Raw genomic sequence first — 26,221 nt, 5'->3', positions numbered from 1 at the left:
CCGCGGCCGGAATTACCTGCGCGGCAGTGAGAGCGGCGCAAGTGTCTCCATCGCGCGACCCTTCGTGTCATTCTCAGCCGCCTTGCGGCAAGCGCAGTCCTGCGCTTCCTGGAGCTTTGCGAGCGCGCCGTCATAATCGATCAAGGTCGGGCGGCCATCACTGACGACGCAAGTGCCGTCCACGTGGACACGCTCGATCGCCCGCTCCGCCGCGCAATGCAGGAGATTGCGCAAGGGGTCGTAGACCGGCTGCATGGCGTGGTGCCTGAGATCGACCACCAGGAAATCCGCCTTCGAGCCGACGGCGATCCGGCCGATGTCGTCCCGGCCAAGTGCCCGCGCGCCGGCGGTCGTCGCCGCCTCGAAGATGTCGCCGGTGGATACGTCGAAGACGGACTTGCCCGAGAGCCGCGCGCAGATCATCGCCTGGCGCATTTCTTCGAGCATGTTGAACGGATAACTGTCGGTTCCGAGCGCGACGTTGACGCCGGCGCGGCGGTAGCGGCCGACCGATTCCAGCGCCATGCCGCTGCGCGAGAAGGTGACCGGGCAATGGGCGACGGTCGTCTGGCGATCGGCGAGCAGACGCAAGTCGATCTCCGTGCGCTGTCGCGTCCAGGAATGGCTGTCGACGAAGATGCAATGACCAAGGATCAGGTCCTTGCCGAGCAGACCCAGCTTTTCGAGATATTGTACGGCCGTCAGCCCGTGCCGGCGCAAGAGTTCTTCGTGCTCGGTCATGGTCTGGGCAGCATGAATGGTGATCGGCATGCCGCGCTGACGCGCTGCCGCCACCGCATCCTGCAGCAGTTCCGGCGAGCAGGTCTCGATCTGCGACGGTGCGACGACGCCGCCAAGGCGGCCCGATGGGTGTGCATTCGCAGTATCGACGACCTCAAGCGCTCGCGCAAAGGCATCGCGCCCCCGCGCCCTGTCCCAACGGAAGTCAAGACGATGGCTGTCTTCGACGTGCCATTGCGCTTCGCGGAAACCCGGCGCGACGAAGGCGCGTGCACCACTCTTGGCAAGCGTCGGCAGCCAGCTCGCATGCGGGCCGGCAATATCGAGCAACGTGGTGACGCCACTACGCATCAGGTCGCCGACCATGACCGTCAGCGACGCCTCAATCGCATCGTCATCGATTTCCAGAAGGTTGGAGTATTCGTAGAGCGCATTGCCCCAGAGCGCTGCCGTCCCCATGTCCTCGAAGATGCCCTTGGAGATCGGCTCCTCGCCGGAATGGCAATGCACGTTGACGAAGCCCGGCAGGATCATCCGGTCGCGGCCGGAGCTTTCGCTGACGAACGGACCGTCATAGTGGCCGCCGACATGCACGAAGCCCTTCTCGTCATAGGCGACGTCGGCGTCGTTGAGATAGACATGGCCATTAAGCTTGCGGTCGAAGGCGACGAGCGTATGCGCTTTGCGGATGACGTGGATCTCTTTAGTCATGCGTGGTCCTGAAATATTGCTCGAGGAAACGGCTGTAAGCCCCCATGAGAGCGCTGAAAACGAAGTATACAACAGCCGCGAAGACATAGCCCTCCAGCACCGCGATGCCCTGCCATTGCGGGTCGCGCATGGCGGTGCGGACGGTGTCGAGGAAGTCGAGCAGACCGACGATCGTCACCAGCGTTGTATCCTGGAAGAAGCCGATGAACAGGCTGACCAAGGGCGGAATGACCTTCTTCAGCGCCTGCGGCAGCACGATTTTACGCATGATCTGCCAGTAATGCAGACCCAGCGAATGGCCGGCCTCGACCTGCCCGTTGGGAACCGCCTGCAGGCCGCCGCGCACGATCTCGGCAATATAGGCGGCGGCAAAGAGGATGATCGCCACCTGCGCCCGGACGAGCTTGTCGATGGTGATGCCATTGGGCATGAACAGGGGCAGCATGACCGTCGCCATGAACAGGATGCTGATCAGCGGCACCCCGCGCACGATCTCGATGAAGCCGACGCCGAGGACGCGGATTGCCGGAAGGCTCGATGCGCGGGCGAGCGCCAGCGCAATGCCAAGCGGGAGCGCGCAGGCAAGCCCGATGAAGGAGAGCATGAAGGAAAGCGGCAGCCCGCCCCATTGCGTCGTGGGCACGACCGTGAGGCCGAAATAGCCGCCCGCCATCAGCACATAGAGCACCGGCAGGACGATGGCGACCCAGGCGATCAGCAGTCCCCGCCCCCAGACCTTCGGCATCATCGAGACGAGGCAGGCGCCGAGAAACAGAAGCATCGCCGTCAGCGGGCGCCATTGCTCTTCAAAGGGATAAAAGCCGAAAAAGATGTAGCGCATCTTCGCCGACAGGAACGGCCAGCAGGCGCCGCTCGTCGCCTTGCATTCCGCCGGCGTGCCGACAAAGGTGGCGTCGACGAAGAGCCAGCCGATTGCGAGCTTGGCGAGCGCAAAGACCGTGCCGAGGCAGAGGATGGTGATCAGCGCATTGCCGGGCGTGCCGAAATAGGCGCTGAACCAGCGGCTGCGCGATGCCGGTGGCGCTTCGCGGCTCGGCGCAAGCGTCGCATTGCTCACGAGGGTGTCGACCTGTGTCATGGCTCAACGCTCCCTCAGCGCGACCCGCGCATTGTACCAGTTCATCACCAGCGAGATCAGGATCGACAGGCCGAGATAGACGCCCATGAAAATGGCAATGGCTTCAATCGCCTGGCCCGTCTGGTTCATAATCGTGTTTGAGACCATCACCAGATCCGGATAGCCGATGGCGATCGCGAGCGAGCTGTTCTTGAACACGGTCAGATAGGTGTTGGTGAGCGGCGGAATGATGATGCGCAGCGCCTGTGGCAGGATCACGAGCTTCAGCGTGCGTGCCCGCGACAGGCCAAGTGCCGTCGCCGCTTCCCACTGCCCCTTGCTGACTGCCTGGATGCCAGCGCGAACGATTTCCGCGACATTGGCCGACACGCTGAGCGTCAGCCCTAGCAGAAGCGCCACGAATTCGGGGCGCAAATGATAGCCGCCGCTCAGGCGGAAGCGGCCGAGTTCCGGCACATCCCAGGTGACCGAGATGTTTGCGAAGAGGATGGTTGCGGCGAGCGGCAGCAGAAACGCGATCGTCGCGAACAGGGCAATCGGCCGCTCCTTGCCGGTTGCGATGCGGCGGCGGCCGAGAATGCGCGCGGTAACGACGGCGGCAGCGACGCCGGCAACAAAGGCCGTGACCAGCGCAGCGAAACCGCTCTGCCAGTGCAACGCCGGCGTGACCAGGCCGCTGTTCGAGAGAAAGACGCCGGGAAGCATCTCGATCGCCTGCTTGACTGGCGGAAACACGGAGATGATCAGCGAATACCAGAGCAGAAGATAAAGCAGCAGCGGCACGTTGCGCAGCGCTTCCACATAGGCAAGCATCAGCCGCGACAACACCGGATTGTGCGACAGCCGCCCGATGCCGACCAACAGCCCGAGAACAGTGCCGAACAGGGCAGCGAGCAGCGAAACCTTGACCGTGTTGGTGATGCCGACGAGGATCGCGCGGCCGATCGTATCCGTCGGCTCATAGGTGATGGCAGATTCGGTAATGACAAATCCGGCCTGGCGCGCCAGGAAGCCGAAACCGGTCGCAATATCCTGCTTGGCAAGATTGGCGCTTGCGGTGCTGAACATCACCCAGGCGATGAGCAGCACGACGCCGACGGCGATCACTTGATAGAGATAGGCGCGAATGCGCGCGTCATAAAACAGGGGCATCGGCACCCGTCCCTTGGAGCACAATGATCTCGGGCCGGCGCGACCCAAGATCATAACTTGATCGATTTCTATCGTTTATAGTACGGCGGCATACCGCGCGCACTCTCCACGGGCCGATTAGGCACCATCTGGAGACGTGGACCCGAGCGAAACGCGCGGGCCCGTCGATTCTCAACGGAACGGCGGTGCGTAGAGTAGGCCACCTTCGCTCCAGCGCGTGTTCGGGCCACGCGTCAGGCCAAGCGCGGTCTTGGTGCCGAGGTTGCGCTCGAACACTTCGCCGTAGTTTCCAACCCCCTTGATGATGTTGTAGCCCCACTTGTTGTCGAGGTTCAGCATCTTGCCGAGTTCTTCGCTGACGCCGAGCATGCGCTGGATCTCCGGATCCTCGCTCTTGGTCATCTCGTCGACATTGGCCTGGGTGATCCCACGCTCTTCGGCAGCCATCAGCATCCAGGCAGACCAGGAGACGATGTCACGCCAGTTGGAATCGTTCTGGCGAACGGCCGGCGCCAGCGGCTCCTTGGAGATCGTTTCCGGCAGCACGACGTAATCGTCCGGGTTGTTGGCAACGGCGCGGATCGAGGCAAGGTCCGAACGGTCGGACGAGATCGCCTCGCAGCGGCCGGAGAAGAAGGCGTTGCGGTTTTCGTCCGGGCTTTCGAAGACGACCAACTCGAACTTGCCGCCGATCGTACGGAAGAAGTCGCTGAGGTTCTGGGCGGTCGTGGTGCCCGGCAGCGTGCAGATCGCCGCGTCGGTCAGTTCCTTGGCGCTGCTGACGCCGAGCGACTTCGGCACCATCAGACCCTGGCCGTCGTAGAACACGGTCGGGCCGAAATCGAGCCCGAGTGAGGTTTCGCGCGAAAAGGTCATGGTCGTCTGGCGCGACAGCATGTCGATCTCGCCGGACTGAAGCGCCTGGAAGCGCGTATTGATGTTGGTCAGGACGAAGTCGACCTTTTCCGGATCGCCGAATACGGCAGCCGCCACGGCGCGGCAGACATCGACGTCGAAGCCCTCCATGTGACCCTTGGCATCGGCCGTCGCAAAGCCCGGCGTGCTCATCGAGACGCCGCAGATCAGCTTGCCGCGGGCCTTGACGGTTTCGAGCGTCGTCGCGGCGTTGGCAGTGGTCGTGGCCACCAGGCCGACGGCGATGCCGGCAACTGTCGCACAGAGCTGCAGAATCCTGCTGTTCATGAATTCCCTCCCATTGGCTGTTCCCTTTCAGGCCTTCTCAGGTCGCGCGGTCCTCTCCGCACGCCTCCTCCCGAACCGGCCGGCACCGGCCTTTTTTTGTCGGCGCCTGCAATTGCATACGACAAGAGAATACAAACATCAACATTATTGTATACAATATTGACGACCATTTGGACGGGCGCTATCGAAGACAAGGGGCATGTTCGGCCGGTCCCCGATCGGCCCGTTGGGGAGGCAACCTTGTCTGAGAAATCTAGCCGCAGCGAAGTGGTCTACAAGCTTTTGCGCCAGGCGATCCTGGAACAGGCCCTGAAGCCCGGAACGAAACTTTCCGAAGATACGATCGCCGACCATTTCAAGGTCAGCCGTACCAGCGTTCGGGCGGCCCTGGTCCGGCTCAACGCAGAAGGCATTGTCGATTTACGCGCCAATAAGGGCGCCTGCGTGGCCGAGCCGACATTGGAGGAAGCCCGCGACATCTTCGCACTGAGACGCATGCTCGAAGCCGAGGTGATCCGACGGCTCGTCGCCGATCTCGACGCCGCCGGCGTCAAGCGGCTGCAGCAGCATGTCCGGCAGGAGGAGACGGCGCTTACAGATCACGGCCCGCTTTCGATCCGGCTCGCTGGCGAGTTTCACATCCTGCTTGCCGAGCTTACGGGCTCACAGGCGCTGACGCGGTTCGTCCGCGAGATCGTCTCACGCTGTTCGCTGATCCTCGCTCGCTTCGCGCGGCTGCATTCGCCGGAATGTGCCGTCGACGAGCATGTCCAGATCATCCGCGCCCTGCAATCGCGCGACACCGCCACGGCGGAACGGATCATGCTCGAACACCTCGACGCGGTCGAGCTTCGCGCCGAACTCGACACCGACAAGACCGAGCCGGATATCTCCGCGATCCTGCAACGCTACGCCCGCAAGGGGTGACGGCGCCTCAACTATTCGGTCGAGAATACGACTTTCTTTCGCCGATCTGCGCCACCATCTGTCGCGCGGCAACACACCAGGCGCGGCATCTGCCTCCAATATCTGCAACGATACCGGTTACACCGGGTGGGTCTTGCAAGAGAGGGAGTAAGACATGCCAATTGAACTGGAATTCATGAGCAAGCAGGTTGCCGCGGGCCGGCTGTCGCGACGGGAGTTTCTCGGACGCGCCGCGGCACTCGGGATAACCGCCGCCTCGGCGAACCTGCTGCTTGGCCAAGCGGCCCGCGCCGCAGGGCCGGTCAAGGGCGGAACACTCAAGGCGGGCCTCGTCGGCGGGGAATCGACGAACAGCCTGGACCCGGCAACCTGGGCAAGTCAGGTCCCCTACACGCTCGGGCGCTGCTGGGGCGAACAGCTCGTCGAAGTCTCGCCGACGGGCGAGATCGAGTACCGGCTTGCGGAAGCCTACGAGGCGACGCCGGACGCCAAGACCTGGCGCTTCAAGATCCGCAAGGACGTGACCTTCCACAACGGCAAGGAACTGACCCCGGCCGACGTGGTGGCGACGTTCGAGCGTCATGGCGACGCGGACTCCAAGTCTGCGGCCCTGCCCTTCGTTCAGGACTTCGAGACGATCAAAGTCGATGGCGACAGCGTGGTCATCACGCTGCGCGCGCCCAATGCCGACCTGCCCTATATCGTCAGCGATTACCACCTGATGATCCAGCCGAACGGCGGCAAGGACGACCCGACGGCGGGCATCGGCACCGGCCCCTACAAGGTCGTGTCCAACGAGCCGGGCGTCAAACATATCGCAGAGCGGCACGAAGGTTATTGGGGCTCGGCCGAGCGCGGCCATGCCGATCAGATCGAAATCGCTGTCATCAACGACTCGACCGCTCGGACCGCGGCCCTCCAGAGCGGCCAGATCCACATGATCAACCGCATCGAGCCCAAGGTGGTCGCCCTGATCAGTCGCCTTCCCGGCGTCGTCATACGGAATGTGCCGGGCAAGGGTCACTATGTCTTCATCGCCCATTGCAACACGGCGCCCTTCGACAACAACGACCTGCGCCTGGCGCTGAAATATGCCGTCGACCGCGAGGAGATGGTGGCAAAGGTGCTCGCCGGCTATGGCACCGTCGGCAACGACACGCCGATGATCAAGGGCTATCCGCTGTTCGACAACGATATCGAGCAGCGCGTCTTCGATCCGGACAAGGCGAAGTTCCACTACAAGAAATCCGGGCACAGCGGCTCGGTTCTGCTTCGGACCTCCGATGTCGCCTTTCCCGGTGCCGTCGATGCGGCGCAACTCTTCCAGATGAGCGCCGCCAAATGCGGGATCACCATCGACCTGAAGCGCGAACCGGGCGACGGCTACTGGTCGGACGTCTGGAACAAGCAGCCCTTCAGCATGTCCTATTGGACAGGGCGGCCGACGCAGGACCAGGTCTATTCGATCGCCTATCTCTCCAAGGCCGAGTGGAACGATACCCGCTTCCTCCGGGAGGACTTCGACAAGCTGATCTTTGCGGCGCGTGGTGAACTCGACAACGCCAAGCGCAAGGCACTCTATCATCAGGCGGCGATGATGCTGCGCGACGAAGGCGGCGTCATCGTACCGATGTTCAACAACTATATCGACGCGACCAACGACAAGGTCGGCGGTTGGATCGACGATCCGAACGGCGAACTGATGGGCGGGCACGCGCTGACGAAATGCTGGCTCAACGCCTAAACCAGCGACGCGAATGACGGGAGGTCGGCACGCGGCCTCCCGTTCTCATCGACGGGTTTTCAAGCGGTACGGCGCAGTGATACCGTGCCGTCTGTTGCGCGCTCCACCGCGATGTCGTGGTAGCGGGCAAGCGTCATGTGCGGCGTTCCCTCGGCGGCCGCATGCGCACCGGTGACGACGACGACATCGGCCCCGGCTGCGAGCCCGGCCAGAATTCCGGCCGGTGCGTCCTCGAACACCAGGCAATCCTCCGCACGCACGCCCAGCCGCTCGGCCGCCATCCGGTAGCCCTGTGGATCGGGCTTGCCGATGGAAACATCCTCACCGGTGATCATCAGTTGGGGCGTCGGAATGCCGGCGGCCGCGAGACGGCGCACGGCGAGATCCAGCGGCGCGGACGTCACGATCGCCCACCTTTCCGGCGGCAGAGAATTCAGGAAATCAACCGCACCGGGGATCTCGACAATACCTTCAACGTCGGCGATCTCGGCCAGCGCCAGGTCGTAGGCTTCCTTCTCCGGATCGATGTCCGGCAGCTCGAGATTGCGGATCGTATCGACGGCGCGCACGCCATGTACGGTTTTGGTAAACTCGACTGGGTCAAGACCATTGCGCTCCGCCCATGCGCCCCAGACACGCTCGACCACGGCCATGGAGTTCAGCAACGTGCCATCCATATCGAACAGGAGGGCAGCAAAATTCTTCGTGAAAACGGATGAAGGCGCGGCGTCCAAGGCAATCCCCTGAGATGATGAGACGGGCGGCAAAGGCTTCGCCCAGCGGAGAAGCCACACCTACTACCGGAGAGCCGCCCGCACAATGCCATTTACGCCACCGATGCCAACGCTCACTCGACGCGCCAGGCAGCCTTGCTCGCCGTCAGGAAGTCGATCGGCCCGCCCGCCTGATCGTCGTCGAAGATGGCGCAGGAGAGGATGCCGCTGAACACCGCGCCGGAATCGACATTGGTGCGGTTTCCGACCGTGCGCGGATTGGCCGTGCTCGGCGTGTGGCCATGACAAAGGTGCCGGCCCCAGTACTCGCCGGAATAGTCGTCGGGCGGCCGGATCCAGAGGAAAACCCCGTCGTCCTGCTGTTCCAGCGGCCGCGTGTCGTCGACGCCCGCATGAACGAAAATGCGAAAGCGCTCGACCAGGATCGTCGGCAGCTCCTTGATCCATTTCAGGTGCCGCCCGGGAACCGTGCCGTCATAGGAGATCAACGTCTCTCGGCCACCGTTGACCAGCCACCAGTCGACATCGCTTTCACCACTGCTGGCACCCCAAAGCATTTCCTCGTGGTTGCCCTTGAGGGTCAGCCAGGTCCAGCCGGGCTTCGTCGGACCAGCCATGATCAGTTCAATGACGGCGCGGCTGTCCGGCCCCCGGTCGATCAGGTCGCCGAGAAAGATCACCCGCCCCGTTGGCGCATAGTCTTCGATTTCATCCAGCAGCGCGCGCAGCTGGTCGAGGCAGCCGTGAATATCGCCGACGGCGAACGTCAGATGCCGGACGGCCATGCATTCACTCTCCAAATTCCGATAGCGGGCGCCGGCCGGTTCGAGGCCGAAAATATCGCCAGATCAAGGCGCTATAACATGCCTTTTGCGGAAAGGATGCAAGATGCGGCGGCCGCGACGCGGACCCGTGCGACAATTAAGAATGAGGGCCGCCGTGTAAGGAGCCACGGGCGAGATGCCCGCACTTGGGAGCCACTATTGTGCCGTCCTGATGTCAGCGTCGGGAATGGCCTTTGGCGATGGTCGAGCTGGCGATCGACACCGGGTCGCTTGCCGGAAAAGTATCCTCGAGCCCTTCGTCGAGTTGCTCTTCCATCGCATCGCGATCATGCGCCCGGCGCGCGTTCGGCAGGGTGCCGCGACGCACCCCTGCCTGGTCGCCGGCGGCCGCGACCGTTTCGTCGGCCGCAATGGCCGCATGCAGAATTTCCTTTGCCTTCGCGATCGCGTTCAGCCGGTTAAGGGATCCGGCCTTGTCCTGGGGACACATCACTGTCACCACCTCATCGCCGTCGCCTATGAATTCGACGGTGAACCCTGAGCGACCGGCTCTTTCGGCAGTGACCTGCTGGCCGACGATGCGCATCGGACCTCTCCTTCCTTGGGCTGTCCCGAAGGGCCGAGGCCGCGTTGGCCGCCCCGGCCGTGGCGGGAACGAAATCGGGGTGTGTTTTCAAGGAAGCGTCGAGGCCGGGTTTTGTTCCGACCGTGGGCAAATTTACGGGCCGTTAAAGGGCGCCTGGAAACCCTGAGGAACGCACGGGGCTTGCCGGCAAGTCGTTGGTCGTATCCGCGGCCTGGAACGCCGCCCCGCCGCCCGGCTTCTTCGTGCAGCTCGCAAAGGCATCAAGGCCCGGCTTGTAGACCTTGGTCTCGACATTCATCATGCCGAGCACGGTATGAAACAGGTTGTCGTGGGATTTCGGCTGCGCCGTATCCTTGGCGAGGCACGCCGTATCGACACCCATTGCCGCCTGGTAGGGCTTCGAGAACCACGCAATAAACGGCACCTGCGTCTGTTCGCGCGGGGCGATGGCATAGGGCGCGCCGTGCAGATAGATGCCGTTCTCGCCGAGCGACTCGCCGTGATCGGACATATAGATCATCGCGCCCGCGATCTGGTCCTGATGCTTTTCCAGCAACCGGGCGACACTCGCCACCACGTAGTCGGTGTAGAGGATCGTGTTGTCATAGGCGTTCGTGATTTCTTCAACCGAACACTTCATCAGTTCGGGCGTGCGGCAATCGGGCGTGAAACGCCGGAACTTCTCGGGATAGCGCAGGTAATAGGACGGTCCGTGGCTGCCGAGTTGGTGGAGTACGATCACGCTGTTCTTCTTGGTCGCCGAGAGCTTCTTGTCGAGCTCGCCGAGGAAGATCTCGTCCAGGCATTCCCCGTTCTTGCAGAGCGGGCTGTTCTTCTGGTCGGTCATGCTGGCGAAGTTGATGAGGTCGGCAATGCCCTTGCTGCCGGTGTTGTTGTCCCACCAGGTGGTCGAAACGCCGGCGCGCGTCAGCACGTTCATGAGGTTTTCCGTCGAGCGCGCCTTCCAGTCGCTGTACTCATCACGCGGGTAGACGGAGAACATGCAGGGGAGCGACGTTGCCGTCGCCGTGCCGCAGCTCGTGGTGTCGGTGTAGTTGACGACGCCCAGAGCCTTGAGTTCCGGATTGGTCTCGCGCCCATAGCCGTTCAGCGAGAAGTTCATCGCGCGCGCGGTTTCGCCGGCAACGACGACGACAACCACGGGCTTGCCGGCAGCGGCAATCCGCGCACCCTGTCGGGCATCGGTTGCGAGTGGCTGCACGACGATGTTGCGCTGCTTATAGGTCGAGGATGCATATCGCACGGCAGCCGAAACCGGCCCCGTCGGGTTGAACCGCTTCATCAGGTCCTTGTGTTCGCGGATCACGTAGGCGACGTTTGCAAAGTTCGCGTAAACCAGCCCCCCGCTGACGAGGAGGCAGGGAATGATCACCGCCAGGTTGACCGCAGCATTCGACAGGAAGGGCCGGTAGCGGAGCTTGAACCAGATCACCAGCAGCGACGGAAGTACCCCGTAAAGCAGCAGATGCGTCGCCAGACTGCCGGTCAGGAGGTGGCTGGCTTCGGCCTGCGTCGTCACCGCCGCGTTGCCGATCATGTCCTTGTCGATGATGACGCCGAAAGTATCGATGAAGTAGGAGGCGGCGGCCGATACCATGATCAGGAAGATCATCACCGGCTTCATCACATATTTGACGGAGGCCAGCGTCAGGCCTGCGAAGGTCAGCAGACACAGAGCCGCGCTGAAAGACAGACGCGCCGTGAGGGAATCGTCGAAATAGGCAACCGTGTGTGTCCAGAAGGATTTGTTGGTGGCGAGGAGCAGATAGGCACTGACAAGAGCGCTGAGCGCAATACTGCCGATTTCGGGGCGGCGAATACCTGAAAATCTCAAAACTGTAGTCTCCTGCGGTGACTGCAAGAGCGCCTGGGAGGGGCGTTGCAGGCACGGGCATTCAATCGAGATGGAGGCCGCGTGGCGGCCACCTGCTAGGTTGCAGCCTCCCCCTCAGCCGTTGAGATACGACGGACAAGCTGTCCAAACCCCGTCAAGATTGCTCATTGTTGCGCCGATACGCGCGCTGGTAGGTGTCGCGCAGGCAGTTGGCAGTCCCGGCGAAAGCCCATATGGTCGGCGGTGGCCCTGTAATATCGAGACGAATCAATGCGCCTGCTCCTGGTCGAAGACAGTCCGCGACTGGTTGAACTGGTCGGTGAAACCATGCGGGATGCGGGCTGGCGCCTCGATGCGGTTTCAAGCGTGGCCGATGCCGAAACGGCGATCGCGGCGCGCGAGCATGACCTGGTGCTGCTTGACCTCGGGCTGCCCGATGGCGACGGCCTGTCGCTGCTTCGCCGCGTCCGCCTGGAGTATCCCGGGCTGCCGGTGCTGATCATCACGGCCAAGGGCTCTGTCGACGAGCGCATCGCCGGGCTCGACGCCGGGGCCGACGACTATCTCGTAAAACCGTTCCACCATCGCGAGCTGCTGTCGCGCTGTCGCGCGATGCTGCGGCGCAATCCCCAGGCCGTACAGCCGGTACTGGAAGCTGGGACATTGCGCTACGACCCGGCAACCGCCGACCTCACCTGCGACGGCACGGTGGTGCCTTTGCCGCCGCGCGAGCGGTCGTTGATCGAGATCCTGATGCGCGAGGTCGGTCGCGTCGTGCCGAAGCGGAAGCTCGAAACGGCCCTTTCGGAATATGGCCAGGAAGTCACGCCCAATGCCCTGGAACTGGCTGTTTCAAGGGTGCGCAAACGCCTGCAGCCGCTCGATAGCGGCGTTCAGATCGAGACGGTGCGCGGCATCGGCTACCTCCTCAGGCAAGCTCCATGAGGAGCCGAAACCCTTCCCTGATCGGTATCGTAGCCCGCCGCATCATCGCCTTCTCGCTGTTGGCCATGGCGATCCAGATCGGCGTCGTCTTCGCCGACTACTGGTTCGACGACGACAAGCTGAGCGTGCTCATGCTGCAGCAGGAAACCGAAAACCTGATCGAGTATGTCCAGGTGCGCGACGGCGTGGCGCGTTACGAGCCCAATCGCGACGTGCGCGAACGCTATCTCGACCGGTCCGACGACAACGGCGCGATTTTCCTGCGTATCCGCACTGCGTCCGGCGAGATGATCCATTCGAACTGCACGGCCGAATGTGCCCAGCACTTCCTGCCGCTCAACGTCGACGCGCCGCAATTCTGGAAACGCCTGATCGCGCCGGGCAAACCTTTCAGCGTTGCCGGCGGCCAGACTTTCGAACGGGGCGGCCTGGTCGTCCTGGTCGAACTCGCGATCCTCAACGATCCGAACGGCTTCATGTACGGCGCCTTGCTGCACGAGATGTTCGATTCGATGATCGTGCCGATGACGCTAATGTTCTGTCTCGTGATCGGCGCGACGATCTGGTCGGTGCGCAGCGCCCTGCGGCCGGTCGCCATGGCCGCGCAGGCCGCCGACGCCCTCGACCCGCGCGACAGCAATGCGCGCCTGCCGTTGACGCGGATGCCGCAGGAAATCGCCCGTCTCGTCACCGCAGTCAATCGGATGCTGACCCGGGTTGCCGATCTCATCCAGTCGCAAAAGCTGTTCTCGTCGTCGATCGCCCATGAAATCCGCACGCCGGTGTCGATCGCCAAGATGGAACTGAGCCGCATCGACGACCCGCGGGCGCGCAATGCGGAGCGCGACCTGGACGCACTCACCCATATTCTGGAGCAGTTGACCTCGCTCGCGCGCGCCGATGCCGTCGATCCCTCCGCCTACCAGCGCACCAGCCTGTCTCAGATCGGCGCCGCCGTTGCGGAGGCGATTGCACCTTTCGTCTTCGACCACGACAAGTCCCTCGAATTCGTAAACGAAGGCACGCCACAGATAACCGCCATTCCGGCGCTCGTCGAAAACATGCTGCGCAACCTCATCGAGAACGCCGTCAAGCACAACCCGCCGGGAACCCGGATCGTCCTGACCTGTGGCCCCGGCCCGGTCGTCTGTGTCGAGGATGACGGCAAGGGGCTGATCGACCTTCCGGAGCACAACGAAGACCTCGGCTATGTAAAAAGCTCCGGGCAGCTCGGCCTCGGCCTGAAGATCGTGCGGCGCATCAGTGAATTGCACCAGGCAACCGTCGCGGTCGACACGACGCCCGGCCGTGGCACCCGGTTCTCGATCGATTTTTCCGCCGCCCTGTCGGGCTGACGAGCCCGACGACAGGGACAGCACGCGCCCGCGTGTGCATCGCACATTTTTTAGGCGCGATGCATATATTTCAATCCAACGCCGGTTTTTGGATGCGGATTTCATGCCCAATGCTGCGCCATGTGCTAATGGCGTGCCCAAGTCCGTACCTCCCCTCCCGAGAGGCTCCATGTCGAAGGCCCGCGCGTACATCAAGCGTTTCATCCCATCGCTCGTTCCGATCAGCCATCTGGAACGCCTGCGTGCGTCTTTGGGCGCGCTTCTTGGCATCCTGCTTACCGGCTTGATCAGCAGCTATGCCCTCGGGGCGGGCGCCAGCCTGCCGCTGCTGATCGCGCCAATGGGCGCCTCGGCCGTCCTTCTCTTTGCCGCCCCGGCCAGCCCGCTCGCCCAGCCCTGGTCGATCGTCGGCGGCAACACCATCTCTTCGCTGATCGGCGTGACCGCGGCGTTGCTGATCCCGGATCCGGTCGTCGCAGCCGCAGTCGCCGTCGGGCTCGCCATCGCGATCATGCTGCTGCTCGGCTGCCTTCATCCGCCGAGCGGGGCGGTTGCGCTGACCGCCGTGCTCGGTGGCCCGGCGATCCACGAGGCGGGCTACTGGTTCGTCCTGTCGCCGGTCGCCATCAATTCGGTCGTCATCCTCTTGATCGCGCTGGCGTTCAACAACGTGACCGGTCGCCGCTACCCGCATCTTGCGCAGGCGCCGACGCTGCATGGAACGAGCGACCCCGCGCCGACGCACAGGCTCGGCATCGTCCCCGAAGACCTGCAGGCCGTTCTCGCCCAATATGGTGAAGTGGTCGACGTCAGTCCCGAAGAGCTCGACGCGTTGATCCACCAGGCGCAGATCCGCGCCTTCAACCGCCGCTCCGGCGAAATCACCTGCGCCGAGATCATGTCGCGCGACGTCGCCACGGCCACGCCCGAGACGACCTTGCGCCAGGCCTGGCAGACCCTGATCAAGCATCACATCAAGGCGCTACCGGTCGTGACTGAAAAGGACGGCCTCGTCGGTATCGTCACGCAAACCGATTTCATGAAACACGCGATGCTCACGCCGCAGGGCGGCATCCGCCAGCGGCTCGGAAACGTTATCGGCTTCGGGCCGAAAACGCCGCGGCTCGTATCCGACATCATGACCCGCAAGGTGCAATCCGCCCTGCCGGAAACCATGATCGCCAAACTCGTGCCGCCGATGTCCGACATGGGGCTGCACCATATGCCCGTGGTCGATCCGGATAACCGGCTGCTCGGCGTCGTCACCCAATCGGATCTCATCGCCGCCCTCTTTCAGCGCCGCCTCGAACGGGGCGAAGAGCGCGACGTCGCTTAGGCCAAAAAGGTTCACCGGAGGTTCCTCGCCCGCAAAATAGAGCGCCACAGCAAAACCGCTGTGCGCCTTTGCGCGACTCGCTTTCTGCAACACGACCTCATCGAACCAAGGCATGTCGTCATCCGTCGCATCCATTCATTCGATTGACTTAATCAATGGAATGATGTAATTTCAGTATGCCATGAAAAAAGAAACCTCGCCCCGTCCGACCAAGCAGGACCGCGGAGATGTCACCCGCGAGAAACTGTTGACCAGTTCCATCGACGTCTTTGGCCGCTACGGCTTTGACGGCGCAACCACTCGCATGCTCGCCGAAACGGCAGGCGTGAACCTCCAGGCAATCCCCTATTACTTCGGCGGCAAGGAAGGCCTCCATATCGCCGCTGCGGAGCACCTTGCCTCGATCATCATCGACCACGTCGCAGACCTTCGAAACGCGGTTCTTGCTCGCCTTGCCCACCTCGACAGCCAAGGCCAGCCGTTGGAACCCCGGGAAGCCCGCGACATGCTCACCCAGCTGGCGCAGCACATGGTCGCCCTCTTCGTGAGCCGTCAGTCCGAAAGCTGGGCGCGCTTCATCATCCGCGAACAGATGGAGCCGACGGAAGCCTTTGAGCGCGTCTATTCCAACGTCATGGGCCCGATGATCGGCATGGCCGGCAGGCTGGTTGCCACCATCCTTGGCGAGCCTCCTCAATCGGAACAGGTCCGGCTGAAAACCCTGTCCTTCGTCGGCAGCATCCTGGTCTTCCGCATGGCCCACGCAGCCGTGCTTCGGCAGATGAAATGGCAGGCGGTCGGTCCTGACGAGCTCGACCTCTTGCGCCGACATGCTGCCGAGCTGGTCGCGGCCATTGGAAGCAAGCGGGAGGACCGATCATGAACAAGCCAGCAGTAGCCCTTGTATTGCTTGCCGGCGCCGCGGCCAGTGCCTGGTGGTTCGACGTGCCGCAGCGGCTCGGCTGGATCGGCACGGAGCAGACCTCGGTGCTCTACGGCAATGTCGACATTCGGCAGGTTTCACTCGGCTTCCGCGTCAGCGGCCGCATCGCAAGCCTTGGCGTCGACGAAGGAGACGTGGTCAAGCCCGGGGACGTTCTGGCGACGCTGGACGCCGTCCCGTTCGAGCAGGCGGTCGCCGCGGCGCAGGCCGATCTCGGTGCGCTCAGGGCCAACCTTGCAAAGCTGAGGGCGGGGGCACGCCCGACCGAGATCGCCCAGGCGCGCGCGACCCATGAGGAACGTCTGGCCGATCTCGAAAACGCCAATCTCGCTTATGAACGCGCCCGGCAATTGCGCCCGAACGGCACCATCTCCCAGGCCAATCTCGACGAGGCGAACGCCAACAGGGCGGCAGCCGCAGCGCGCGCCACCTCCGCCCGCGAGGCCTTGGCGCTCATCGAAGAGGGAAGCCGGATCGAGGATATTGAAGCCGCCCAGGCGCAGGTGCTTGCCGCCGAAGCCAAGCTCGAAAGCGCCCGCACCTCGCTTGCCGATACCCAACTGTTCGCGCCGAGCGCCGGCACGGTCCTGTCGCGGGTGCGCGAGGCTGGTGCCATCGTCGCGCCTTCCGACACCGTCTACGTCGTCTCGCTGAACGAACCCGTCTGGGTGCGCGCCTATGTGGCGGAACCGGACCTTGGCCGGGTGCATCCCGGCATGGCCGTCGAGGTCACGTCCGACAGCGCCCCGGACCACCGCTACAAGGCGACGGTCGGGTTCATTTCACCGGTCGCCGAATTCACGCCCAAGTCGGTGGAAACGCCGGAACTGCGCACCGATCTCGTTTATCGCCTGCGCATCGTGGTCGACAAGCCGGGCCCCGATCTCCGGCAGGGCATGCCCGTGACCGTGCATCTGCCGGAAAAGGCTGGAGCCGCGCAATGAGCGACGAGGTGCCGTTCGTTCGCATCGCGGATGTGGTCAAGCGCTTCGGCGATGCTCCGCCGGCGCTCGACCATATCGCTGGCGAAATCTTGGGCGGGCGGATCACCGGGCTCGTCGGCCCGGATGGCGCCGGAAAGACCACGCTGATCCGCCTGATGACCGGGCTGATGGTGCCGGACGAAGGCAAGGTCGAGGTTCTCGGTTTCGATACGGTGGCGAATGCTGCCGATATCCAGGCGGCCATCGGCTACATGCCGCAACGCTTCGGCCTCTATGAGGACCTTTCCGTTCAGGAAAACCTCAATCTCTACGCCGATCTGCGCGGCCTGCCGCTTGGCGAGCGCACAGCGACCTTCGACGAACTGCTCGAATTTACCGACCTCAAGCGTTTCACTAGCCGCCTTGCCGGCAAGCTCTCCGGCGGCATGAAGCAGAAGCTTGGCCTTGCCTGCGCCCTGCTGCGCAAGCCGAGGCTGCTTCTCCTCGACGAACCGGGCGTCGGCGTCGACCCGATCTCGCGCCGAGATCTCTGGAAGATGGTCGAAAACCTGACGAAGGAAGGCATCGGCGTCGTCTGGTCCACGGCCTATCTGGACGAGGCGGAGGCCTGCGACAGCGTTCTGCTCTTGAACGAAGGCAAGCTCCTGTTCACGGGCAGTCCCGCCGAATTGACCGCCAGGGTCGCCGATCGCGTCTTCAAGATTTCCGGCATTCCCCATGGGCGGCGCCAGAAGCTCGCAAGCTATCTCGACGACGACGATGTCGTCGACGGGGTCATCCAGGGCGAAGCGATCCGCCTGGTCATGAAGCCAGGGACCAAACCGCCAACCCCAGACGGACATTCGTCCGCATCGGGCGTGGCGACGACCACGCCGCGTTTCGAGGATGCGTTCATCGACATGCTCGGCGGCGGTCCCGGTGGCCGCTCCAAGCTCGCGGAAACCCAGACCCCCTTCCCGACCGACGGCGAACGCCCGGTCATCGAAGCGCGCGGACTGACGAAACGCTTCGGCGATTTCACCGCCGCGGATGCGATCACCTTCGACATACCGCGCGGTCAGATCTTCGGGCTCTTAGGCCCGAACGGCGCCGGCAAATCCACGACCTTCAAGATGTTGTGCGGGCTGTTGAAGCCCACGGCCGGCGAAGGCCGCGTCGCCGGTTTCGATCTACGGCGAGACGCAGCGGAAGCACGCAACCGGCTGGGCTACATGGCGCAAAAATTCTCGCTCTACGGCGATTTGAGCGTCGGCCAGAACCTCAGCTTCTTTGCGGGCGTCTACGGTCTTGCCGGCGCGCGCAAACGCGAACGCATCCAGTTGATGACGGAAATCTTCGGCTTCGCCCGCCTGCTCGACATGTCGGCGAAAGATCTGCCGCTCGGCCTCAAGCAGCGTCTGGCACTCGCCTGCGCCGTATTGCACGAACCGGAAGCGCTGTTTCTCGACGAACCGACCTCCGGCGTCGACCCCATCACCCGGCGCGAATTCTGGACCCACATCAACGGCCTTGTCGAAAAGGGCGTCACCGTACTCGTCACCACCCACTTCATGGACGAAGCCGAATATTGCGACCGCATTTCGCTGATTTATCGCGGCCGGTCGATCGCGCTCGGCTCACCGGACGAATTGAAGGCGCAGGTCGCTAGCCCTGAGCTTCCGGACCCGACGATGGAGGATGCCTTCATCGCTCTGGTTCAAGGCTCAGAGGAGAAGGAGGCCGCATGAGCGCGCGCGCCGCAACGACCGAGGGCCGGGCCACGAGAGCCAGACGCTTTGCCGCGTTGGTGCGCAAGGAAAGCTATCAGATCGTTCGCGACCCGAGCAGCATCCTGATCGCCTTCGTGCTGCCGATGATCCTGTTGTTTCTCTTCGGCTATGGTGTTTCGCTCGACACGACGCAGACCCGCATCGGCCTCGTCGTCGAAGAAGAGGCCCCGCTGACGCGCGATCTCGCTGCGGGATTTCAGGCCTCGCGTTATTTCACGGTGGCGGTCGGTCGGGACCGCCGCGAGTTCGAGGAAGACCTAGTGCTTGGCCGGGTCCGGGGCATCGTTGTAATCCCCAAGAGCTTCGTGGCCGACTACTCGGCCGGTCGGCACCCCGCCTTGCAGGTGCTCGTCGACGGCTCCGATCCCAACACCGCGAACTTCGTCCAGAACTATGCGCAGGCGACCGTAGCCAATTGGGAGCGCCAGCGGTTGAGCGACAGCGCCGGCCGGCCGCCGGCGATCTCGGCCGAGCAGCGCTTCTGGTTCAACCCGGAGCTGACCAGCCGGAACTTCCTGGTGCCGGGCTCGATCGCCATCGTCATGACGCTGGTCGGGACGCTGCTCACCTCGCTCGTCGTTGCACGTGAATGGGAGCGCGGCACGATGGAGGCGATGATGGCGACGCCGGTTTCGGCAGCCGAACTCCTTGCCGGCAAGCTGCTGCCCTATTTTATTCTCGGGCTCACCTCGATGACGCTCTGCGTCCTCCTTGCCGTCTTCCTCTTCGGCGTTCCTTTTCGCGGCTCGGTCGCAGCGCTCTACGCGCTGTCAGCGACTTTCCTGATGCCGGCGCTCGGTCAGGGCCTGTTGATTTCCGCGGCGACCAAGAACCAGTTCCTCGCCTCGCAGCTCGCGCTGATTTCGGCGTTTCTTCCGGCCTTTCTGCTTTCGGGATTTCTCTTCGAGATCAATTCGATGCCGACGGTCATCCAGTGGATCACCTTTATCGTGCCGGCGCGCTATCTGATCCCGAGCCTGCAGACGGTGTTTCTGGCTGGCGACATCTGGCCGATGTTCGGCAAGTCCATTGCCGCCATGCTCCTGATCGGCAGCGTGTTCTTCGCGCTCGCCGCCCGCAGTACCCGCAAGAGGATCGGCTGACATGTGGTGGACGAGACTGAAGGCCCTGATCGTCAAGGAGTTGCTGGCGGTGCTGCGCGACCCCAAGGGGCGCACCGTGCTGATCGTACCGCCGATCCTGCAGCTTCTGGTGTTCTCCTACGCTGCGACGCTGGAGGTCACGAATGTCGACGTGCTGGTGCTGAACCGCGACAACGGCCACTGGAGCCAGGATCTGATCGAGGGGATCGACGGCTCGCCAACCTTCCGAAGCATCCGCTTCACCGACAGTCAGCAGGAGGTGCGCCTGGCGATCGACACCCAGCAGGTCATTGCGGCGATCGAAATCGGCCCCACCTTCTCGCGCGATATCGAGGCCGGCCGGCCGGCGGAGGTGCAGGTCATCCTCGACGGCCGCCGCTCCAATGCGTCGCAGATCGTCTCCGGTTATCTCGGCCGTATCGTCGGCGCGCTTGCCGCCGAGACGCCCGCAGGCAAGCGCATGGCATCGGGGGCGGTCACCGTCGTTGCCCGCAACTGGTTCAATCCAAACCTTACCTACCAGTGGTTCATGGTTCCGAACCTCGTCGCCAGCATCGCATTGTTGATCGGTCTTATTGTCACGGCGCTATCGATCGCGCGCGAACGGGAGCTCGGCACTTTCGATCAACTGATGGTCTCGCCGCTTCGAACCCACGAGATCCTGATCGGCAAGCTGATCCCGCCGATGATGATCGGCCTCTTCCACATCACCATTTACATCCTGGCGGCCGTCTTCATCTTCGGCGTGCCGCTGCGCGGCTCGCTGCTTTTGCTCTACGGCAGCGCGGTGTTCTACCTCGCCTCCGTCGTCGGCCTCGGCCTGTTCATTTCTGCCCTGTCGATGACGCAGCAGCAGGCGATCCTCGGCGCGTTCCTGTTCATGGTGCCGGCGATGCTGCTTTCGGGTTTCGCCACGCCGATCGAGAACATGCCCTCCTGGCTGCAGCCGATCACCTATGTCAATCCGCTGCGCTACTTCCTCGTGATCGTGAAAGGCGTGTTCCTCAAGGACATTCCGGCGGTCGAGGTGGCGCGACAGACGATCCCATTGTTTCTGATCGCCATCGTCACCCTCTCGGCCGCCTCCTGGCTCTTCCGTCGCCGGCTGGAGTGATCAATCCTTCAGGAAGCGCGCGATCGCCGCGATTTCATTCTGGCGGATGTCGTGCCCGCCCGAATGCCACTCGATCTCGGTTGCCGCGCCCTGCCCCTGGAAATAGTCCGCGAGCGCCTGGGTCAGCGGCGCCGGGCAGATGGGGTCACGCTCGCCGGCGGTGATCAGGACGCTACGCTCCTTCAGCCCCGCATTGTCCTTCGGGCGGAACGGGATCAAGGGATGCATCAGCACCGCCTTGTCGAAAACACCACCTTCGATCAGCACGTTGGCAAGGATGTTCGCGCCGTTGGAATAACCAAGGCCGATCACCTGAGAAGCCTGATGCTCCGTAGCCAGCGCCTTGACGAAGCCCGTCATCTTTTCGGTGGCGCGAGCAAGGTCGGCCATATCGTAGACACCCTCGCCGGTGCGCTTGAAGAAGCGTGCGGCGCCAAATTCCGAAACGTCGCCTCGTGGCGAAACGATCGTCGCGTCGGGCAGCAACTCGGATGCGAAAGTGAAGAACTGGTTCTCGTCACCGCCGGTCCCGTGGAACACGAAGAAAATCGGCTGGCCGGGCTTTCCGGCCTTCAGCTTGTGAACATAGCCATGATCTACCATTTTTGTCTCCTGGGGCAGGCCTCCGACGGGTCGAAGCCTCGTGCGAACCTGCCTGATTTCAAAGCGTTGGCTTCACGGTTTCGACGAAACTGTGAACCGACCTGTGCAAGATCGGGTAGCGAAGGCTCGCCGCGGCGGCGAGCCTTCTTGGCGTCTTAGTCGATCTTCTGCAGGTGATTTTCGAGGATCGGGCGCAGGTGCTTGTGCTGCTGCGGCAGCTTCAGCGCCTCGCCGAGATGGGCGAGGTCCTCGTCCCGGTCGAAGCCAGGCTCGTTTGTCGCGATCTCGAACAGGACGCCGCCCGGCGTGCGGAAATAGATCGCCCAGAAGTAATCGCGGTCGATGACCGGCGTCACCTGATAGCCCGTGTCCATCAGTGCCTTGCGCACCTCGAGTTGCTTTTCGCGGTTATCGACCGCGAAGGCGATGTCGTGCACCGAGCCTGCCCCTTGCGAGGCGCGGCCGATATTCGGCATCGTTTCGAGGTCGATGACGCGGGCATCGTTGCCGCCGGGCACGATTAGACGAGTTACACCATCCTTGCGGTCAAGCTCTTCGTAGCCCATGAACTTCAGAAGTTCCGCCGTCGCACCTTCGTCACGCAGGCGCAGTGCTGCCGAATGGAACCCGCGGATCGCATGATCAGCGGAAATGCCGCCTTCCGTCCAGGGCGTGCGCCCATCGTCCCTGACCTCGACAAGCGCAAAGCCGTCACCATCAGGACCGGCAAAGTTCAGGCGCTTTTCACCGAAGGTTTCTTCATCCTTGAGACCGGTGGCGCCGAGCGTCGCCAGCCGCTCTTTCCAGAAACCGAGCGAACCTTCGGGCACGGAGAAGACGGTGGTTCCGACTTCGCCAGTACCGGCGCGGCCACGCGGCATCTGCGGGAACGGGAAATAGGTCATGACGGTACCAGGCGTGCCGGCTTCGTCGCCGTAATAGAGGTGGTAGACATCCGGCGAGTCGAAGTTGACCGTCTTCTTGACACGGCGCAGGCCGAGCGACTTGGTGAAGAACAGGTTGTTCTCGCGCGCATCGTCCGCCATCGAGGTGACGTGATGCAGACCCTTGATCTGATTGAGCATTGCCGTGATCCTTTCTCTCCGGCGCCACCGGGCGCTCCGTTGGGTCTTAGATGCGCCTATCCGCTTCTCGGCGAAAGACGGCCGCAACCAAACGCATTGTCAACAGATCATTGACGACGCCTAAAACTCGTCAACAGAAGCGAGTTGCAGCGGCGACTTGTGAGCCCTCGCCCCGATGCTTAAGATCGGCGGGCGGCATTTGCTGCAACGACGCGAGGAGGGGCGCGCATATCTGTGAAACATCGCTTGGTCCTTGCGTTCCTGCTGTTGCCGCTGCTTGCAACCATGCTGGCATGGAAAGGCTATGCGGTCACGACCGACAGCTATTTGCGCGAGGCAGGTGCTCAGGCGACCACGGCGCTGCGCCTCGCCGTCACCGCGCTCGACGGCCACCTCAACCGCTACCAGGCGTTGCCGGCACTGATCGCGGATCATGACGATGTCCGCGAGCTCGTCACCCGCCCACGGGACCGGCGACTGCGGGAGGCCGTCGACAGCTACCTCAAGGACATCAACGGCCTGTTGCAGTCCTCGGACATCTACGTGATCACGCCGGATGGCAACACCATCGCCGCCAGCAACTATGACGGGCCGACGAGCTTCGTTGGGCAGAATTTCAGCTACCGGCCCTATTTCCAGGAAGCGCTTCGCGGCGAGCAATCACGGTTCTATGCACTCGGAACCACGTCGTTGAAACGCGGCTACTTTTTCGGCTCCCCGATCCGGGTTGGCAACGAGATCCGCGGCGTCATGGTGTTCAAGGTCGATGTCGAGCGCATCGAAGCGTCCTGGCAGGGCGGCGAGTACAAGATCTTCGTCTCCGACCCGGAAGGCATCGTCTTCATGTCCGGCGATCCGGAATGGCGCTACGCGTCGATCCTGCCGCTGACGTCGGACCGGCTTGCACGAACCGAGGCCTCCAGGCGCTACGCCGATGCGACCGTACATGCCCTTCCCGTGTCGGAGCGCGTTTCGTCCGACCGTCATTTCCTCACCGTCTCGGCCGAAAACTCGAGCCGCGAATACCTGATGCTTTCGCAGCGGATGCCCGACGCCGACTGGACGGTGAATGTGCTGGTCGACACCGCGTCGGTGCGAACACAGGCGCTGACGACTGTTATCGCCGCTCTGCTTCTGCTCTGCCTTGCCGGTCTCGGCGTCGCCATCATTCTCCAGCGGCGCGCGCGGCTCAACGAGCGCCTGTCGATGCAGGCGGAAGCACAGGCCGAGCTGGAACGCCGCGTAGACGAACGCACCGCTGACCTTGCCCGCGTCAACGGCCAGATCGAGGAAGAGATCGCCGAACGGCGGCTGACGGAGAAGCAACTGCGACGGACGCAGGCCGATCTGATCCAGGCCGGAAAACTGGCAGGGCTCGGGCAGATGTCCGCCGCCCTCTCGCACGAATTCAACCAGCCGCTCGCCGCCGCAAAGACCTATGCTGACAGCGCCGCACTGCTGATCGAGCGGGGTCGGTCCGACGAGGCGACGGACAATATCCGTCGCATCTCCGGGCTTGTCGACCGCATGGCGGCGATCAGCAAGCACCTGCGCAATTTCGCCCGCAAACCGAACGAGAAACTCGGGCCGGTCCCGGTCGAGGAAGTGGTGCGCGACACGATGGAGATCGTGTCGGTTCGGCTGAAGGCGGCGGCGGCGACCATCGACATCGATCTCGGCAACGAACCGCTCGTCGTCCGGGCCGGCTCGGTCCGCCTGCAGCAGGTGCTCGTCAACATCATTTCCAATGCCGCCGATGCCGTCGAGGGCCTTGACGACCGCACCATCCGCCTGCGTGCGAAGCAGGAAGACGGCAAAGTCGTGCTGACCGTCAGCGACCGCGGCCCCGGCATTGCGCCGGCGATTGCCGAACGTATCTTCGACCCATTCTTTTCCACAAAGGGCGTCGGCAAGGGGCTGGGCCTTGGCCTTTCGATTTCCTATAACATTATCAAGGATTTCGGCGGAAGCCTTGTCGCCACTAACCTCGCGGAAGGCGGCGCCGAGTTCCGCATCGAACTCGCTGCCGACAACAGCAATGCCCGGGAGGCCGCCGAATGATCGAGAGCCGGATCCTGCTCGTCGATGACGAAGAGGATGTGCGCCATTCGAGCGCCCAGGCGCTGGAGCTGGCCGGTTTCCGCGTCGATGCCTTCTCGGCCGCCGAACACGCGCTCGAATTCATCAGCTACAGTTTTCCTGGCGTGGTGATCAGCGATATCCGCATGCCGGGCATGGACGGCATGACCCTCCTGCAGCGCATCCGCGAAATCGATGCGGAGGTACCGGTCATCCTCGTCACCGGCCATGGCGATGTGCAACTCGCGGTCCGGGCCATGCGCGAAGGCGCCTATGACTTCGTCGAGAAACCCTTCGCAGCGCAGATGCTCGCCGGCACGATCCGCCGGGCACTGGACTGGCGCGCGCTCGTTCTTGAAAACCGCCGGCTGAAGGCGGTTGCCGGCAAGCGCGACGACATCGAGCAGCGGCTGCCCGGTCGAAGCCAGGTCATGGTCGACCTGCGCTACCGCATCCGCGCGCTCGGCGCGGCCGATGCCGATACCTTGATCATCGGCGATACCGGCGTCGGCAAGGAGGTGCTGGCCCGCACGCTGCATGATCTGAGCACCCGCGCCAACAGCCCGTTCATCGCCATCAACTGCGCCGCACTGCCCGAAAACCTGATCGAAAGCGAACTCTTCGGCCATGAGCCCGGCGCCTTTCCCGGCGCCATCCGTCCGCGCTACGGCAAGTTCGAACATGGTCGCGGCGGTACGATCCTGCTCGACGAGATTGGCTCGATGCCCTTCGACCTCCAGGCAAAGTTTCTGCGGGTGCTGCAGGAACGCGTCATCACCCGTCTGGGATCGAACGAGCAGGTCCCGCTCGACGTCCGTTTCATCGCCACCAGCAAGGTCGATCTCGAAAAGGAAGTCGCCGCCGGGCGCTTCCGGGCGGACCTCCTCTATCGCCTCAACGTCGCGACGCTCCGCGTCCCCTCGCTTGCGCAGCGGCGCGCCGACATTCCGCTGCTCTTTCTGCAACTGGTCAGGGAGTCGGCCGCTCGCTACGGCCGGGATGAGGTGGAGATCTCCCAATCGATGCTGGCCGAAATCGCCGAGCGCGACTGGCCGGGCAACGTGCGCGAGTTGCGCAATGCCGCCGAGCGGCTGGTGCTCGGGCTCGACGCGGCTCCCGACGACAGCGCGCGATCGGAAAACGGCAACCGCCTTGCCGACAAGGTGGCGGCATATGAAAAAGGCCTCATCGCCAGCGCAATCGCCGCCCATGGCGGCGCGCTGAAGCCGGTCTACGAGACCCTCGGCATCTCGCGCAAGACGCTCTACGAGAAGATGCAGAAGTTCGGGCTCGACAAGAAACTCGTCGCTTCCGATTTCTCCGCAGAGAACGAGAGCTGACGTTTCCGAGCCCGAGAACGGAAACGGGGACGCGATCGCTCGCGTCCCCGCCAAATTTTGAAGGCCTG

The 26,221-nt window shown here is 63.2% G+C and carries 22 protein-coding genes; 12 read left to right on the top strand and 10 right to left on the bottom strand.

The features are described from left to right. Positions 1–12: 12 nt before the first annotated feature. The 4 genes from IB262_RS22865 to IB262_RS22850 all read right to left on the bottom strand — a co-directional run bounded on the left by IB262_RS22865 (position 13) and on the right by IB262_RS22850 (position 4,906). Positions 13–1,452 (bottom strand): amidohydrolase family protein, encoded by a 1,440-nt coding sequence (locus tag IB262_RS22865; RefSeq protein ID WP_192444849.1) that lies wholly within the window; start codon positions 1,450–1,452, stop codon positions 13–15. Then, positions 1,445–2,551, bottom strand: a complete 1,107-nt coding sequence (locus tag IB262_RS22860; RefSeq protein ID WP_192444847.1) for an amino acid ABC transporter permease — start codon at positions 2,549–2,551, stop codon at positions 1,445–1,447. Before IB262_RS22860 ends, IB262_RS22865 begins: the two co-directional genes overlap by 8 nt. Positions 2,552–2,554: 3 nt before the next feature. Then, complete coding sequence (locus tag IB262_RS22855; RefSeq protein WP_060601369.1) at positions 2,555–3,703, bottom strand: ABC transporter permease subunit; 1,149 nt, start codon at positions 3,701–3,703, stop codon at positions 2,555–2,557. 171 nt (positions 3,704–3,874) lie between these two features. Next, positions 3,875–4,906 carry an amino acid ABC transporter substrate-binding protein gene (locus tag IB262_RS22850; RefSeq protein WP_060530331.1) on the bottom strand — a complete coding sequence of 344 codons (1,032 nt, stop codon included), beginning with the start codon at positions 4,904–4,906 and terminating at the stop codon, positions 3,875–3,877. Positions 4,907–5,146: 240 nt separating this feature from the next. Between IB262_RS22850 and IB262_RS22845 the strand changes: the two genes are divergently transcribed. Together IB262_RS22845 and IB262_RS22840 are read left to right on the top strand one after the other, a co-directional pair. Beyond that, the gene (locus tag IB262_RS22845) at positions 5,147–5,833 is read left to right on the top strand and encodes a GntR family transcriptional regulator (protein WP_112772172.1); all 687 of its coding nucleotides are present in this window, start codon (positions 5,147–5,149) and stop codon (positions 5,831–5,833) included. A gap of 154 nt (positions 5,834–5,987) precedes the next feature. Further along, on the top strand, positions 5,988–7,577 hold the full coding sequence (locus IB262_RS22840) for an ABC transporter substrate-binding protein (RefSeq protein WP_060518168.1): 1,590 nt from the start codon (positions 5,988–5,990) through the stop codon (positions 7,575–7,577). Between the two features lie 59 nt (positions 7,578–7,636). On the opposite strand, the gene IB262_RS22835 is transcribed toward IB262_RS22840, so the two are convergent. From IB262_RS22835 to IB262_RS22820, 4 genes are all read right to left on the bottom strand, one after another. Continuing rightward, positions 7,637–8,311 carry an HAD family hydrolase gene (locus IB262_RS22835; RefSeq protein WP_083523538.1) on the bottom strand — a complete coding sequence of 225 codons (675 nt, stop codon included), beginning with the start codon at positions 8,309–8,311 and terminating at the stop codon, positions 7,637–7,639. A gap of 113 nt (positions 8,312–8,424) precedes the next feature. Further along, positions 8,425–9,096, bottom strand: coding sequence for a metallophosphoesterase family protein (locus IB262_RS22830; protein ID WP_034799633.1), 672 nt, complete (start codon positions 9,094–9,096; stop codon positions 8,425–8,427). Positions 9,097–9,310: 214 nt separating this feature from the next. After that, entirely contained in the window at positions 9,311–9,682 is a 372-nt protein-coding gene (locus tag IB262_RS22825) for a hypothetical protein (protein ID WP_090295831.1), read from the bottom strand. A 142-nt stretch (positions 9,683–9,824) separates the two neighbouring features. Next, entirely contained in the window at positions 9,825–11,537 is a 1,713-nt protein-coding gene (locus tag IB262_RS22820; protein ID WP_060586247.1) for a phosphoethanolamine--lipid A transferase, read from the bottom strand. Positions 11,538–11,807: 270 nt separating this feature from the next. Here IB262_RS22820 and IB262_RS22815 point away from each other — a divergent pair, with 270 nt between their 5' ends. From IB262_RS22815 to IB262_RS22780, 8 genes are all read left to right on the top strand, one after another. Next, complete coding sequence (locus IB262_RS22815; protein ID WP_034799630.1) at positions 11,808–12,482, top strand: response regulator transcription factor; 675 nt, start codon at positions 11,808–11,810, stop codon at positions 12,480–12,482. After that, positions 12,479–13,837 carry a HAMP domain-containing sensor histidine kinase gene (locus tag IB262_RS22810; RefSeq protein WP_090295834.1) on the top strand — a complete coding sequence of 453 codons (1,359 nt, stop codon included), beginning with the start codon at positions 12,479–12,481 and terminating at the stop codon, positions 13,835–13,837. The genes IB262_RS22815 and IB262_RS22810 overlap by 4 nt, the downstream gene beginning before the upstream one ends. Before the next feature lie 169 nt (positions 13,838–14,006). Further along, complete coding sequence (locus IB262_RS22805) at positions 14,007–15,173, top strand: HPP family protein (RefSeq protein ID WP_034799628.1); 1,167 nt, start codon at positions 14,007–14,009, stop codon at positions 15,171–15,173. A 181-nt stretch (positions 15,174–15,354) separates the two neighbouring features. Continuing rightward, a complete protein-coding gene (locus IB262_RS22800; RefSeq protein ID WP_060586245.1) occupies positions 15,355–16,056 on the top strand; it encodes a CerR family C-terminal domain-containing protein in 702 nt (233 codons plus the stop codon). Beyond that, positions 16,053–17,060, top strand: a complete 1,008-nt coding sequence (hlyD, locus tag IB262_RS22795) for a secretion protein HlyD (RefSeq protein ID WP_192372802.1) — start codon at positions 16,053–16,055, stop codon at positions 17,058–17,060. Before IB262_RS22800 ends, hlyD begins: the two co-directional genes overlap by 4 nt. After that, complete coding sequence (locus IB262_RS22790; RefSeq protein ID WP_192493805.1) at positions 17,057–18,787, top strand: ATP-binding cassette domain-containing protein; 1,731 nt, start codon at positions 17,057–17,059, stop codon at positions 18,785–18,787. The genes hlyD and IB262_RS22790 overlap by 4 nt, the downstream gene beginning before the upstream one ends. Continuing rightward, complete coding sequence (locus IB262_RS22785; protein WP_034799624.1) at positions 18,784–19,932, top strand: ABC transporter permease; 1,149 nt, start codon at positions 18,784–18,786, stop codon at positions 19,930–19,932. The genes IB262_RS22790 and IB262_RS22785 overlap by 4 nt, the downstream gene beginning before the upstream one ends. A gap of 1 nt (position 19,933) precedes the next feature. Beyond that, the gene (locus tag IB262_RS22780; RefSeq protein ID WP_192493804.1) at positions 19,934–21,046 is read left to right on the top strand and encodes an ABC transporter permease; all 1,113 of its coding nucleotides are present in this window, start codon (positions 19,934–19,936) and stop codon (positions 21,044–21,046) included. Here the strand turns inward: IB262_RS22780 and IB262_RS22775 are convergent, their stop codons facing one another. Together IB262_RS22775 and IB262_RS22770 are read right to left on the bottom strand one after the other, a co-directional pair. Continuing rightward, positions 21,047–21,649: an alpha/beta hydrolase gene (locus IB262_RS22775; RefSeq protein WP_034799622.1), complete on the bottom strand. Its 603-nt coding sequence runs from the start codon at positions 21,647–21,649 to the stop codon at positions 21,047–21,049. It abuts the gene before it with no gap. Between the two features lie 155 nt (positions 21,650–21,804). Continuing rightward, positions 21,805–22,734 carry a VOC family protein gene (locus IB262_RS22770; protein ID WP_192493803.1) on the bottom strand — a complete coding sequence of 310 codons (930 nt, stop codon included), beginning with the start codon at positions 22,732–22,734 and terminating at the stop codon, positions 21,805–21,807. A 234-nt stretch (positions 22,735–22,968) separates the two neighbouring features. Between IB262_RS22770 and IB262_RS22765 the strand changes: the two genes are divergently transcribed. Next, positions 22,969–24,795: a sensor histidine kinase gene (locus tag IB262_RS22765; protein WP_034799620.1), complete on the top strand. Its 1,827-nt coding sequence runs from the start codon at positions 22,969–22,971 to the stop codon at positions 24,793–24,795. Further along, positions 24,792–26,153, top strand: a complete 1,362-nt coding sequence (locus IB262_RS22760) for a sigma-54 dependent transcriptional regulator (RefSeq protein ID WP_192493802.1) — start codon at positions 24,792–24,794, stop codon at positions 26,151–26,153. The genes IB262_RS22765 and IB262_RS22760 overlap by 4 nt, the downstream gene beginning before the upstream one ends. Positions 26,154–26,221: the final 68 nt, after the last annotated feature.

It is taken from the genome of Ensifer sp. ENS02 (assembly GCF_014851885.1).
GTDB classification, from domain to species: Bacteria; Pseudomonadota; Alphaproteobacteria; order Rhizobiales; family Rhizobiaceae; genus Ensifer; species Ensifer adhaerens.
Note: the sequence above shows the minus strand (reverse complement) of the source record. Positions and strands in the feature narration are given on the sequence as shown.